At 67.3% G+C, this 12,689-nt stretch carries 18 protein-coding genes; 13 read left to right on the top strand and 5 right to left on the bottom strand.

From position 1 onward, the window contains the following. The coding region (locus LH128_RS32545) for a flagellar basal body protein (RefSeq protein ID WP_008832802.1) at positions 1–154 on the bottom strand (154 nt) is incomplete at its 3' end. A gap of 369 nt (positions 155–523) precedes the next feature. On the opposite strand from LH128_RS32545, the gene LH128_RS26640 reads away from it, so the two are divergent. The 5 genes from LH128_RS26640 to LH128_RS26620 all read left to right on the top strand — a co-directional run bounded on the left by LH128_RS26640 (position 524) and on the right by LH128_RS26620 (position 4,879). Continuing rightward, positions 524–928, top strand: a complete 405-nt coding sequence (locus LH128_RS26640) for a flagellar biosynthesis repressor FlbT (RefSeq protein WP_008832801.1) — start codon at positions 524–526, stop codon at positions 926–928. A 141-nt stretch (positions 929–1,069) separates the two neighbouring features. Then, entirely contained in the window at positions 1,070–2,404 is a 1,335-nt protein-coding gene (gene fliI / locus LH128_RS26635; protein WP_008832800.1) for a flagellar protein export ATPase FliI, read from the top strand. Then, on the top strand, positions 2,388–2,807 hold the full coding sequence (locus LH128_RS26630; protein WP_008832799.1) for a hypothetical protein: 420 nt from the start codon (positions 2,388–2,390) through the stop codon (positions 2,805–2,807). The genes fliI and LH128_RS26630 overlap by 17 nt, the downstream gene beginning before the upstream one ends. After that, positions 2,804–3,748: a hypothetical protein gene (locus LH128_RS26625; RefSeq protein ID WP_008832798.1), complete on the top strand. Its 945-nt coding sequence runs from the start codon at positions 2,804–2,806 to the stop codon at positions 3,746–3,748. Before LH128_RS26630 ends, LH128_RS26625 begins: the two co-directional genes overlap by 4 nt. A gap of 273 nt (positions 3,749–4,021) precedes the next feature. Then, positions 4,022–4,879 (top strand): hypothetical protein, encoded by an 858-nt coding sequence (locus LH128_RS26620; RefSeq protein WP_037521533.1) that lies wholly within the window; start codon positions 4,022–4,024, stop codon positions 4,877–4,879. Between the two features lie 182 nt (positions 4,880–5,061). Here LH128_RS26620 and flaF read toward each other — a convergent pair whose 3' ends face one another. After that, positions 5,062–5,430 (bottom strand): flagellar biosynthesis regulator FlaF, encoded by a 369-nt coding sequence (flaF, locus tag LH128_RS26615; protein WP_008832796.1) that lies wholly within the window; start codon positions 5,428–5,430, stop codon positions 5,062–5,064. A 174-nt stretch (positions 5,431–5,604) separates the two neighbouring features. On the opposite strand from flaF, the gene motA reads away from it, so the two are divergent. From motA to LH128_RS26600, 3 genes are read left to right on the top strand one after another with little or no spacing between them, the layout of a single operon-like run. After that, a complete protein-coding gene (gene motA, locus LH128_RS26610; protein WP_008832795.1) occupies positions 5,605–6,489 on the top strand; it encodes a flagellar motor stator protein MotA in 885 nt (294 codons plus the stop codon). Positions 6,490–6,502: 13 nt separating this feature from the next. Continuing rightward, complete coding sequence (locus LH128_RS26605) at positions 6,503–7,366, top strand: flagellar motor protein MotB (protein ID WP_008832794.1); 864 nt, start codon at positions 6,503–6,505, stop codon at positions 7,364–7,366. Between the two features lie 13 nt (positions 7,367–7,379). Further along, positions 7,380–7,823 (top strand): hypothetical protein, encoded by a 444-nt coding sequence (locus tag LH128_RS26600; RefSeq protein WP_008832793.1) that lies wholly within the window; start codon positions 7,380–7,382, stop codon positions 7,821–7,823. A 268-nt stretch (positions 7,824–8,091) separates the two neighbouring features. Here the strand turns inward: LH128_RS26600 and fliP are convergent, their stop codons facing one another. Genes fliP through LH128_RS26585 form a run of 3 tightly spaced genes read right to left on the bottom strand, consistent with a single transcriptional unit; the run spans position 8,092 to position 9,536 of the window. Further along, positions 8,092–8,877: a flagellar type III secretion system pore protein FliP gene (gene fliP, locus LH128_RS26595; RefSeq protein ID WP_008832792.1), complete on the bottom strand. Its 786-nt coding sequence runs from the start codon at positions 8,875–8,877 to the stop codon at positions 8,092–8,094. Further along, positions 8,877–9,299 (bottom strand): FliO/MopB family protein, encoded by a 423-nt coding sequence (locus LH128_RS26590; protein WP_008832791.1) that lies wholly within the window; start codon positions 9,297–9,299, stop codon positions 8,877–8,879. The genes fliP and LH128_RS26590 overlap by 1 nt, the downstream gene beginning before the upstream one ends. Before the next feature lie 3 nt (positions 9,300–9,302). Continuing rightward, positions 9,303–9,536: a FliM/FliN family flagellar motor switch protein gene (locus LH128_RS26585; protein WP_008832790.1), complete on the bottom strand. Its 234-nt coding sequence runs from the start codon at positions 9,534–9,536 to the stop codon at positions 9,303–9,305. A gap of 107 nt (positions 9,537–9,643) precedes the next feature. Here LH128_RS26585 and flgC point away from each other — a divergent pair, with 107 nt between their 5' ends. The 5 genes from flgC to LH128_RS26560 form a co-directional block, all read left to right on the top strand. Then, positions 9,644–10,054 (top strand): flagellar basal body rod protein FlgC, encoded by a 411-nt coding sequence (gene flgC, locus LH128_RS26580; protein ID WP_008832789.1) that lies wholly within the window; start codon positions 9,644–9,646, stop codon positions 10,052–10,054. A 10-nt stretch (positions 10,055–10,064) separates the two neighbouring features. Beyond that, entirely contained in the window at positions 10,065–10,406 is a 342-nt protein-coding gene (locus LH128_RS26575) for a flagellar hook-basal body complex protein FliE (protein WP_008832788.1), read from the top strand. Positions 10,407–10,592: 186 nt separating this feature from the next. Beyond that, the gene (locus LH128_RS26570) at positions 10,593–10,856 is read left to right on the top strand and encodes a flagellar biosynthetic protein FliQ (RefSeq protein WP_008832787.1); all 264 of its coding nucleotides are present in this window, start codon (positions 10,593–10,595) and stop codon (positions 10,854–10,856) included. Positions 10,857–11,033: 177 nt separating this feature from the next. Continuing rightward, positions 11,034–11,813 (top strand): flagellar biosynthetic protein FliR, encoded by a 780-nt coding sequence (locus LH128_RS26565; RefSeq protein WP_008832786.1) that lies wholly within the window; start codon positions 11,034–11,036, stop codon positions 11,811–11,813. Between the two features lies 1 nt (position 11,814). Beyond that, on the top strand, positions 11,815–12,689 hold an 875-nt coding region (locus LH128_RS26560; protein ID WP_008832785.1), incomplete at its 3' end, for an EscU/YscU/HrcU family type III secretion system export apparatus switch protein.

The following is a 12,689-nucleotide window of genomic DNA, read 5'->3' as shown; positions in this document are numbered from 1 at the left end:
GGCTGCCGCCGGTGACGAGCGACTGGAATTGCGCCGAAGTGCCCTTGTAGCCGATGGTGTTCACGTTGGTGATGTTGTCCGCGACGGTCGCCATCGCGCTCGACTGCGCGCTGAGGCCCGAAACGCCGGCATAGAGAGCGGAATAGAGGCTCATTGCATGTCTCCTGCGCCGTCCATGCGGCAATATTGGCGTCGCGGGGCAGCGCACCCACGCACCGGACACAGGCATTGTAGGATGAATTGGAGCGGAGTGGTTTTGAGCGCTGGAAAAATTCGCGGATGCTCGAAGCGGCGCCCACCCCGTCCGGCTAGTTCGCTTCGCTCTCAAGCCTCCCGGCCCTCCCGCAAGCGGGCGGGCTGACATGGTTTTCCCCGCCCGCTTGCTGGAGGGGCAGCGAGACTTGGGCCGCAGGCCCTAGTCGCAGCGCGGTGGGCATGCGCGACCCCGGCAAAAATTGCCTGCCATGACCGGATTACCCCCAAACCATCCTATAATGGCGGTCTAACTGGGACATTCTGGGACATGACGCTTCGTATTTCGCTTCGCAACGGCGAGCCGGTCATCGTGAACGGCGCGGTTCTGCGCGCGGTCGGTCGCACCGATCTCGTGCTGGAAAACGACGCCACGATCCTGCGCGGGCGCGACGTCATGAAGCCGCAGGATGCGACCTCGCCGGCTAAGCAGCTCTATTTCGCGTGCATGATGGCCTATATCGACCCGGCCGATCTCGAACGCCACCAGCAGACCCTGCTGGAGAAGCTCGAAGTCCTGCTCGGCGCGCTGCAGGCGCCGGAGGCGAAGGCGGTCTGTGTCGCCTTCGCCAACAAGGTCTCGGTCGGCCAGTTCTACCAGGCGCTTTCCGACTGCCGCTGGCTGATCGCCTACGAAGCCGAGGCGCTGGCCCGCGTGGCGCCCGCAGCCGACTGAGCGCGCAATGCCACCCCCAACCTCGTCATTGCGAGCGCAGCGAAGCAATCCAGGGCAGCTTAACACCGCCCTGGATTGCTTCGCTGCGCTCGCAATGACGAACGGAGGGAAGGTTGATGGTCGGGGCACGGTCTTGAGGCCATGCCCCTAGCCGCCGCCGCTTCCGGCCTGCGCATGCTTGCGCCCGACCAGCGGTATGGCCGGGTCGTCGCGGTGCGCGGTGCGCTGATCGAGGTGGACGGGCTGGCCGGGGCCGCGCGGATCGGCTCGCGGATAACCTTGCGCTCTCCCGTGGGGGCGATCGAGGCGGAAGTGGTGGGCCTCGACCACGGCATCGCCCACTGCATGCCCTTCAACGAGCCAGAGGGCATCGCTTCCGGATCGCGTGCGGACTTGTCCGCCGGGCAACTGGGCCTGCGTGTCTCCTCGGGCTGGCTGGGCCGGGTGGTGGACGGGCTCGGCCGCCCGGTGGACGGCAAGGGACCGCTGCCGCAAGGACGCGAGCAGCGCCGCATAAAGTCCGCGCCGCCGCCCGCATCCGCGCGCGCCCGCGTCGGTGCGCGGATCGAGACCGGGGTGCGCGCGCTGGACCTTTTCGCGCCGTTGTGCCGGGGCCAGCGCCTCGGCCTTTTCGCGGGCTCGGGCGTGGGCAAGTCCACGCTCCTGTCCATGCTGGCGCGCTGGACCGAGTGCGACGTCGCCGTTATCGGCCTCATCGGCGAGCGCGGCCGCGAAGTGCAGGAATTCATCCAGGATGACCTTGGCGAGGAGGGGCTGGCGCGCAGCGTCGTCGTCGTCGCCACCTCGGACGAGCCCGCGCTGCTGCGCCGGCAGGCCGCCTGGACCACGCTCGCCGTCGCCGAGCATTTCCGCGACGAAGGGCTCGACGTGCTGTGCCTGATGGACTCGGTCACCCGCTTCGCCATGGCCCAGCGCGAGATCGGCCTTGCGGCAGGCGAGCCGCCCGCGACCAAGGGCTATACCCCCACCGTCTTCGCCGAACTTCCGCGCCTGCTGGAGCGCGCCGGGCCGGGAACTCCGGGGCAGGGGGCGATCACGGGGCTGTTCACCGTACTGGTCGACGGCGACGACCACAACGAGCCGGTCGCCGACGCGGTGCGCGGCATCCTCGACGGCCACGTCGTCATCACCCGCAAGATTGCCGAGCGCGGGCGCTATCCCGCCATCGATGTGCTGCGTTCGGTCTCGCGCACTTTGCCGCAGTGTCTGGAACCGCAGGACAACGCCACCCGCCTTGCCGCGCGCGCCGAACTGGCGACGTGGAAGGACATGGAGGAGATGGTGCGCCTCGGCGCCTATCGCGCCGGGGCCAATGCCGAAGTGGACCGCGCCGTCGCTCTCGCCCCGCGCATCGAGGCGCTGCTCAACCAGGACAAGCGCATCCGCAGCTTCGCCGCCGAGGACTTCGCGGCGCTCTCGGGTATTCTGGAGGAAATTCATGAAAACGCCCTATGACGCCGCATTGCGCGTGCGGCAGCGCGAACTGGACGAAGTGAGCAGCGCCATCCGCACCGAGGCGGGCGCCTTGGGCGCGGTCGAGCAGGAGCGGATGCGCGTCGCCGCCGCGCTGGTGCGCGAGGCGGACCTTGCCGCCACCGATCTCACCCTCGTCTCGCCGGGCTGGCAGCGGCGCATGCGCGGCGAGCGGCAGGCGCTTTCGGCCCGCGAGACGCAGCTGCAGGCGCGCCTCGATGCCCTGCGCGAAGTCGCCGTGGACGCCTACGGCGTCCTGCGCGGGATCGAGAATGCCGCCGACGATTACCGCGCCGAAGCCCTGCGCAGCGAGGCTGCGGCCGAGCAGTCCGCCACCGACGACATCAGCGCCGCCGCCTTCCTGCGGACCCTGCGCGCGCGATGATCGACAAGACCGCCTCTTCGAACGTGACGGCAGCGAATCTGTCGGCGTCGCAGAAGGCGCGGTTGATCTATGACACGGCGCGTTCGGAGATGTCCGGCCGTCTGTGGCGCGCGGCGCTGGGCTCGACGGAAGAGACGGAAGGCGAGGGCAAGTCCTCCATTACCGCCATCAGCCAGAGCGATCCGATCGGGCTCGACCGGTTGCTGGCGATCCTCGATCCGGACTCGAAGGCGGCGCTGGACACGGCCGCTGTGCCGCAGGCCGAGGCTCCGGCCGAGACGAGCGGCGATGCGGTGTCCGCCATGGGCGGTGGCCCGAATGCGCGCTATGCCGGGATGCTCGATGCGGCGGCGGAGCGGACCGGGCTGCCGGCCTCCGCGCTGGCGGCGATCGTCGATGCCGAGGCGGCCAAGGGCGCGGGCGGGACTTGGCAGCCCTATTCGCGTAACCCGCGTTCGAGCGCGGCGGGGCTCGGCCAGTTCCTCAACGGGACGTGGGAAGGCGAGGCGGAGCGCTCCGGCACCTGGCTCAACAGCACGGCCGAGGCCAACGGCTGGCTCGACGCACGCGGGCAGGTCAAGGCCGAGAGCCGGGGCGCGCTGCTGGCGCTGCGCTACGATCCGCGCGCCTCGATCGAGGCGGTCGCCGACTATGCCAGCGCCAATGTCGCGGCGCTGCGCCGCTCGGGCGCGACGATCGGTGCGGGCACCACCGAGGTCGCGCAGGCGGCGTACCTTGGCCATCACCTCGGCGTCGGCGATGCGAAGCGGTTTCTTGCGGGCGGCCTCTCACCCGACCGCGCGCGCAAGTTGCTGGGCGCGCAAGTCGGTTCGGCGGCGGCGGAACGGCGGATCGCACAGGCCGGAAGTGCGGTCGCAGCGCACCGTTCGTGGCTGATGGACTATGTCGGCAAACATGTCCGGCCGGAAAGATTTGCCTGATCCTATATCAATTGCGTCGTCCCGGACTTGATCCGGGACCGGTGGCTGTCTTTAGGCGAGGCCGGGCTGCGCGCGCGGCAAGTGGACCGTTCTCGGCCAGCTGTCCCGGATCAAGTCCGGGACTACGACTAGGAAAATCGCTCCATCTGCGCGGCAAAATTTGCCGCATCAGTGGATAACTCTCGTATAGGATTGTTGGTTCCCAATTTATAGGAATAGATTCCGAGCCCATGGATGCGTTGCAAGGGGCTGCGCGTGCCATCGGGGTTCGCCATGTCGAAGATCACTGTCGCGCTTGAGGCTGCGGTTGCTGCGGTCAGCGCCAATACGCCGCCGGAAGGCACCGAGCAGACCCGGCGGCAGCGGGCCGAGGTGGACCGCGCTTTCGCCTGCATCCTCAAGCTGATCGCGCCGCGCATTCGCCATTTCATCCGCCAGTATGGCCTCGTCGGCCACTGGGACGATGCGGAGCAGTGCTGCGCGATCGCCGTCCACCGCGCGATCCTGGCTTACGAGCCGGAGAAGGCGCAGTTCACCACGTTCGTGAACTGGCAGATCCGCGGCGAACTGCAGAGCCTGCGCTTCCGCGTCATGACCGACCAGCGCCCCTCCGCGCGCAAGGTGGAAGCCACCACCGTCTCGCTCGACGCCATCACCGGGGGCGAGGACGGGGAGGGGCTGTCGATCCTGGCGGCTATCGCCGACGAGGATGCGCTCGGCCGCACCGAGGCCGGGGCCAGCGACTACCTCGCCCATTCGGCGATGAGCGCGCTGACCGACAGCTATGTCGAGCACATGCGCAATTCCGGGCTCGACCGCATCCGCCGCCGCGCCCAGCCCCGCAAGCTGACTCGCGCCGAGCGCGCCGCCGGGGCGGTGGCGCAGCGCCGTCCGGTGCTCGATACCGGAGAGGTCGGAGAGCTGGAACAGCGCCTCCAGCACAACCGCCAGGTCGTCGAGGGCCGCCTGTTCGAGACTTCGGCGCTCGATGGTTGCGAGGACGAGACTGCCCGCGAACGCATGCGCCAGATCGCCAAGCGCGCCGCCAAGACCATGGGCGACCTCGCCGTCGCCGACCCGCGCTTCGCGCTCATGGCCGAATACCGCGAGGCGATGGTCGCAGCGCACTGAGCGTCACGATGCCGGCGAAGGCACCTGACTCCATCATCGTCATTCCCGCGAAAGCGAGAGCCTATCTCCCGAAGGTGCCTGTTGCACCGGCATCAGTTGGGTCCCCGCCTTCGCGGGGATGGCTTCACAGGGATTGAGGGGACGTATTTCAATCGGGCGCATCGTGCTCACACGCTACGTCCTCACCCCACCGGCACCGCGCCGTTCTCGTTCGCCAGCCCGGCCATCACGGTGCGGTTGACGGTGATCAGTTCGTCCACGCTCTCGCGCCCGGTGATGACCTGCGAGGTGTACTTGTCCACCCACAGGCTCAGCGAGATGATCCCGGCGCGCAATTCGTCGGGCAGGGCGTTGGCGGAATCGATGCACAGCGTGCGGAAGGCGCCCCAGACCTCGCGGTTGCGGTGAAGCGCGGGAGCCAGTTGCACGCCCGAAAACCCGGCATCGCGCGCCGCGATCATCTGCGCGGTGATCTCGGTCATCAGCCGGAATTCGGTGCTGCGGGGCGTCTCGGCGACCTTGCGGGCGCGGACGTAGGCGTTAACGGACATCGGGGCTCCCGGGCGGGGTGGGGCAAATAGCGTCGCCCGAGTCATATAGGACGCCCGGCCGTCGCCCGGTCGCGCCTGCGAAAAATGCGCGAGCCGCCACCGCGATGCAGCACGGCGTCCTATAATTCAGCAAAGGTCCCGTCTCTCGCGGGCATAGCTTTCTCGGAAATTTCCATGCTCAATATCGTCGGCCTCGTCGTCATTCTGGTGTGCGTCTTCGGCAGCTTCCTGATGTCGGGCGGCAGCATGGGCGTCATCTTCCACGCCCTGCCGCATGAGATGATGGCGATCGGCGGCGCCGCGCTGGGCGCGTTCGCGCTGGGCAATTCGATGACCACGCTGAAGAAGGCGGGCAAGGGCATCGCCCGCGTGTTCAAGGGCGAGCGCTGGAAGGAAGCCGACTACCGCGACCTCCTCGCGCTGCTGTTCGCGCTGCTCGCCACTTTCCGCAAGGGCGGCGCCAACGCCATCGAGCCGCACCTCGACCGGCCGGAGGAAAGCGCGCTGTTCTCTCGCTATCCGCGCCTGCTGGCGGACCACGAGCTGATCGAATTCATCTGCGACTATCTGCGCATGATGACCGTCAACTTCGAGGACCCGCACCAGCTGGCCGAGGCGATGGAGGGCGATATGGAGCGCCATCACCACGAGGAACTCGGCCCCCAGCACGCGATCCAGATGATGGCCGACGGCCTGCCCGCGATCGGCATCGTCGCGGCGGTTCTGGGCGTCATCAAGACCATGAGTTCGATCGATCAGCCCACCGAAATTCTCGGCGCGATGATCGGCGGCGCGCTGGTCGGCACGTTCCTCGGCGTTCTGCTTGCCTACTGCCTCGTCGGCCCGATCGCGCAGAAGCTGCAGCAGATCATCGACGCCGATTTCAAGCCCTACACGCTGGTCAAGACCGCCATCGTCGGCCACGCGCAGGAGCAGCCGACCGAGATCGCCATCGAACTGGCCCGCCGCATGACGCCGTCGAACTACGCCCCCAGCTTCCAGGAGATGGAGACGGCGCTGGAGGCGGTGAAGGAACAGCTCAATGCCGCTCCGGCCTGAGGCGCGCTGACCCATGGCCACCAAGGGCAACGACAAGCGCCCCATCGTCATCCGCAAGGTCAAGAAGGTGGTCGGCGGCGGCCACCATGGCGGCGCGTGGAAGGTCGCCTATGCCGACTTCGTGACCGCGATGATGGCCTTCTTCATGCTGCTGTGGCTGCTCGCCAATCCGGACGAAGTGCAGCTCAAGGGCCTTGCCGAGTATTTCTCCGCCGATTCCGAGAAGGCCAACCCCGCGACCACGCTGACCAAGGACCCCGGTATGCAGCCGGGATCGGGCGGCCACGGGCGCAATAACCAGGGCGACAAGGAAGAGCCCGAAGGCCAACCCGCCTCGGAGGCCGGAACCGTGGGCACCGCGCGCGGGGGCACGGCCGAAGTGCCCGCGGCTTCGCTGCGCGTCATGGCGCAGGAAATGCAGGTCGCGCTGCAGCCGCCGATGGACAGCCAGGGCCGCGCCAATGTCGACGTGCGGCCGAGCCGCGAGGGGATGCGCATCCACCTCGTCGACAATGTTCAGCGGTCGATGTTCAAGGGCAGCACCGCGCAGCTCAACGACTTCGCGCGGGCGCTGCTGACGCGGGCAGCGAAGCAGCTTGCCGGGATCGACGCGCGCATCGCCATCGAGGGCCATACCGACGGCGCGGGCGGGAACAGCGACGCCAACTGGCAGCTTTCAGCCGATCGCGCCCTTGCCGCGCGGGCGGCGCTGGTGGCGGCGGGGCTGCCGGCTGACCGCTTCGCCGAGGTCGTCGGCAAGGCGGGCACCGAGCCGGTCTATCCCGACCAGCCCGATCGCCCCGAGAACCGCCGCATCACCATCGTCGTCATGGCCGAGGCGGGCGCGCTGCCGCATGACGCCAGCTTCAAGTTCTGAGCGAAAGGGCACCATGATCAAGCGCATCGTGATGGGCCTGCTCGCCACCGTGGCGGGGCTCGGCGTCGGCGGGGCGGGGGCCTGGGGCGTGCTCCACTTCGCGCCGCAACTGGTGACGGGCCATGCGAAGAAGCCGACGAAAGGCCCGACCGAGTTCGTGCCGCCGGTGGAAGTGCTGGCCCCGCTGGTCTTCGCCGACGGGCGGCTTTCGGGCTACGAGACCTTCGAGATCCAGCTCGAGGTGCCGCAGGGCACCACCGAGGAAGTGGGCGCGAAGCTGCCGCTGCTGATGAACGCGGTGAACCTCAAAACCTATCGCACGCCGATGGCCAGTGGGCCGGACGGAATGCTGCCGGGGCTCGATGCCTTTCGCAAGGTGGTGATGGACGCCGCGCTGGAGGTCTACGGCAAGGACGCGGTACGCTCCGTGGCGGTGACGAAGGCGTCGCCGGGGTAGGGGCTGCGCTGGAACCCCATCCTTCGACAAGCTCAGGATGAGCGGAGTGTTGGGGGCGAGGGCAGCGTTCAAGGAAAAAGCCCGTCATCCCAGCGAAGGCTGGGACCGCTGGCCTGTTACTGCGGGCTATCGTTCGAATGCCCCGCCGAGGGTTGGGCTTCATGCGGCCAGCGGTCCCAGCTTTCGCTGGGATGACGGGCGCGCGCAGGGAGACAAACGCCCTCAACCCGCTCAGGCTGAGCTTGTCGAAGCCCCTTGCGGCAAGGCGCTACCCGAAACTCTTCACCAGAGACCCCGCCACCAGCGCCCAGCCATCGACCAGCACGAAGAAGATGATCTTCATCGGCAGCGACACCGTCGCGGGCGGCAGCATCATCATGCCCATCGCCATCAGCACCGCCGCCACCGCAAGATCGATCACCAGGAACGGCAGCAGCAGCAGGAAGCCGATCTCGAAGGCGCGGCGCAGTTCGGAGATCATGAAGGCGGGCATCAGCGTCGTCATCGGCAGTTCCGCGCGGCTCTTCGGGACTTTGCCCGAGAGGCTGACGAACAGCTTCACGTCGTCGTCGCGCACCTGCTTCAGCATGAAGGTATGGAACGGCTTGCTGGCGCGGGACAAGGCCTCGGTCTCGTTGATCTGCCCGGCGTTGTAGGGCTCCATGCCCTGCTTCCACGCCGCGTCGAACGTAGGCGCCATGACGAAGAAGCTGAGGAACAGCGCCAGCGAGATCATGATCGGGTTGGGCGGCACGCCCTGCACGCCCATCCCCGAGCGCAGCAGCGAGAGCGCCACGACGATGCGGGTGAACGAGGTGATCGTCATCAGGATGCCCGGCGCCAGGCTGAGCACCGTCAGCACCATCACCAGCTGCAGCACCCGGCCCGACATCGTGCCGCCGCCGGTCAGGGCACCGGCTGCGCCTGCGGCGCCAGCACTCTGGGCCATCGCCGCGACGGGCAGGGCGAGCACCACCAGAACCGCGAGAATGGCCAGAATGCGCCGAAGCACGGTTTCCCCGGGGAAACCGGCAGGGGTGGCAGGGGCGCTCATCAGTGCAGTTCCGTCTTCACGTCCTGCGTGAACCAGACGTCCGGGAGCACTGGAATGCGGGCCGCGAAGGAGGCTTTCTGTGCTTCCGGTTCCTTATCAAATGTCTGATTTTCATCATTTTGTTTGACAATCTCGACCACCTTCGGAGCGACCGCGCTGTCCAGCACCGTCACCCCTTCCGGGCCGATCAGGACGCTGAATTCGGTATCGTCACGGCGCAGCAGCACCAGCGAGCGGCGCTGGTCCACGGCAAGCCGCTCGACCACCTGCAAACGTTTGTCAGAACCAGTATTACCCAGCTTTTCCAGCCACTTGCGCGGCATGGTCAGGTCGTAGCGCTTGACCGCCCACAAAGCGCAGACAAGGGCACCCAACACGACCATAAGGGCACCCAGCATGCGCACAAGCGAGAACAGGTCCACCTTTCAGCGCTCGGCCTGGACCACACGGGTGATTTCAAGCGACATGGCCTCGCCGTTGACGAGGATGCGGCCCTCGGCGACGAGGCGGTCGTTGACGTAGAGGCGCGTCGGATCGTCCTGCCCGCAGTCGAGCTGGATCATCGCGCCGCGGCTCATCTTGAGCACCTGGCGGACCGGGATGCTGGTGGAGCCCAGCACGATCTGCAGGTCGATGGGAATGCCTTCGAGGACGGACACCGCGCGTCTCCTTTCACTGGCAGCTTTATAGGGGAAAAGTTTATAGGAGTAGTGCGCCACTAGGAAAAAGTTGCCTATAAGGTCGGTAAGGCAGTTGGGGACCAAGCGTGGCGGAACTGGGCAATTCGATCGACGTCTCGGCATCGGGCCTGCGCGCGCAGGCGCTGCGGATGCGCGTCATCGCCGAGAACCTCGCCAACTCGGACTCCATCGCCACCACGGCTGAGGGCGATCCCTATCGCCGCCGCGTCGCCAGTTTTGCAGCGGAGGTCGACCGGAACACCGGCGCCACGCAAGTCACCGTGAAGTCCATCGAAGCGGACAAGAGTGCCTTCGGTCGCATCTACCAGCCCGGCAATCCCGTCGCCGACGCGCAAGGGTATGTCGAGCAGCCCAACGTCAATCCGCTGATCGAGGCCGCCGACATGAAGGCGGCGCAGCGGTCCTACGAGGCCAACCTCAACGCCATCGAGGCGGCGCGCGGCATGACCATGCGCACCGTCGATCTGCTGAAGTAAGGGCGAGGCAATGTCGATCGGCTCCCTCGACGGGCTTTCCGCTTACGCCCGGGCGGCCCGGGCCACCAATCCGCTGTCCGATACCGGACAGAAGAGTGGCGGCCTTGCGCCCTCCGGCGGTCTCGCGCCGAGTGGCGGCGGGTTCGGCTCGATGGTCGAGAGCATGGTCTCGCAGACCGGCGACGCGCTGCGCAATGCCGAGACGCAGAGCATCAAGCAGATCGGCGGCAAGGGCGACCTGATCGACGTCGTCACCGCCATCGGCGCGGCGGAAACCGCGCTCGATACGGTAGTGGCGGTGCGCGACCGGGTGGTCTCGGCCTACTCCGACATCATGAAGATGCAGATCTAGGGATGAGCGGGTGTTGCGCCCTGTCCGGGGGGCTTCGATGCTTCGACAAGCTCAGCACTCAGCTTGAGCGGGGTCGGGGGGCTTTGGCCCTTTACTCGGAACCCTTTTGCCTATCCTCCGCTCACTCCGCTCATCCTGAGCTTGTCGAAGGATGGGAGGCCCACACAGCCCCATGATCATGGCCCCATGACCCCCGACGCCGCCATAGAACTCGCCCGCGCCGCGCTGGTGCTGATGCTGACCATCTGCGGGCCGATGCTGATCGCCGCGCTGATCGTCGGCGTGCTCATCGGTCTGCTGCAGGCGCTGACGCAAGTGCAGGAAATGACGCTGACTTTCGTGCCCAAGCTGCTGGTGCTGGGCGTGGTGATGCTGCTCAGCCTGCCGATGATCGGCCATGCCCTGAGCAATTTCATGGACCGCGTGGCCGACGCCATCGTCGCGCATTAGGCCGCAGATCGTGCTTGATCGAAGCCCGCATAGGCGAGAGCTGGGGCATCAAAATCCGATCCGTCATCCCCGCGAAGGCGGGGACCCAACTGATGCCGGTGCAACACGCAATGTCACCAGCTGGGTTCCCGCCTTCGCGGGAATGACCAGTTGGGTGTACCGCGCGGGCACGACCGCATGAACGCCATCGACCTCGCGACCCTGCTGCGCCTGCCGATCGATACGGCGGCGTTCCTGCTGCTGTTCTGCCGCGTCGGCAGCGTCATCATGCTGCTGCCCGCCTTCTCTGACGACGGATTGCCGATGCAGATCCGCCTCGTCATGGCGCTGGCCTTCACCTTCGGGATGTACGGCATGCTGGAGCCGCACGTGACGCCTGCGCTGCAGTCCGGCCTGTCGATGCCGCTGCTGGTGATCGGCGAGGTCATGATCGGCCTTGCGCTCGGCATGATCGTGCGCATCCTGTTCAGCGCCGCCGCCATTGCCGGAGCGCTGGCCTCGCAGCAGGTGGGGTTGTCCTCCGCGCTGGTGGTCGATGCGGCGATGGGCGGGCAGGTGCCGCTGCTGGCGCGGTTCGTCGGTGTCGCGGCGATCGTGGTGTGCCTCTCGACGGGCGTGCATCACTTGTGGATCGCCTCGATCTTCAAGTCCTACGCCAGCTTCCCGGTCGGCGGGATGCCCCCGGCGGCCGACTTTGCGCACCTTGCCGTCGCGGTCATGGGGCAGGCGACGGCGCTGGGGCTGAGCCTGTGCGCGCCGCTGATCCTCTACGGCATGCTGTTCAATCTGGGGCAGGGGTTGGCGGCGCGGGTGGCGCCCTCGATCCAGGTGTTCTTCATCATGCAGCCGGCGAACCTGCTGCTCGGCCTCTCGGTGCTGGCGATGACGCTGGGGGCGATGCTCACCGCTTTCGCCAACGCCATGGCCACGTTCATGCAGAGCGGGTGGACCCTCTGACATGGCCGATGACGCCCTCGACAAGGACCAGCGCACACACGAGCCTACGCAGAAGAAGCTCGACGACGCCCGCAAACGCGGCGAAGTCGCCATTGCGCCAGAGGTCCGCCACGCCACCATGATGGCCGGCGCGCTGGCGGTGACGGGCTGGCTCGGCCTCTCGGCGATCGAGAGTCTGGGCACCATGCTCAAGCGGCTCTGGGGCGATGCCGAGGATTTCAGCCTCGATCCGGACGGCGCGCAGGGGCTCGCAACCGGGGTCGCGTGGCATACCATGGTGTCGCTGCTGCCGGTCTTCGCGGTGCTGATGGCCGCGGCGGTGAGCACGATATTCCTGCAGGGCCGCGCGGTCATGAGCTGGTCGCGTCTTTCGCCCAAATGGTCCAAGCTCTCGCCCGCCAGCGGTTTCTCGCGCCTGTTCGGCACCCGCGCGCTGGTGGAATTCGCCAAGACGTTGGCCAAGATGAGCGCTATCGGCCTCGTGGTGTGGATGGTGCTGGCGCCGCGTCTGCAGGGCGTAGACGGGCTGGTCGGCCGCTCTCCCGCCGCAGTCGGCGCGGCGGCGGGGGGGCTCGCGTTCGAGGCCCTGCGCGCGGTGGCGATGCTGGTCGCGGGGCTCGCGCTGTTCGACTTCCTGTGGCAGCGGCGCAGCTTCATGCAGCGCATGCGCATGACCCTTCAGGAAGTGAAGGACGAGCACAAGCAGAACGACGGCGATCCCAAGATCAAGGCCAAGATCCGCCAGATCCAGATGCAGCGCTCGCGCAAGCGGATGATGTCGGCAGTGCCGACCGCCAGCGTAATCGTGACCAACCCGACGCACTACGCGGTCGCGCTCAAGTACGAGCATGGCGTGACCGCCGCGCCGACCGTGGT

Source organism: Sphingomonas sp. LH128, assembly GCF_000293195.2.
Lineage (GTDB): Bacteria > Pseudomonadota > Alphaproteobacteria > Sphingomonadales > Sphingomonadaceae > Novosphingobium > Novosphingobium resinovorum_A.
Note: the sequence above shows the minus strand (reverse complement) of the source record. Positions and strands in the feature narration are given on the sequence as shown.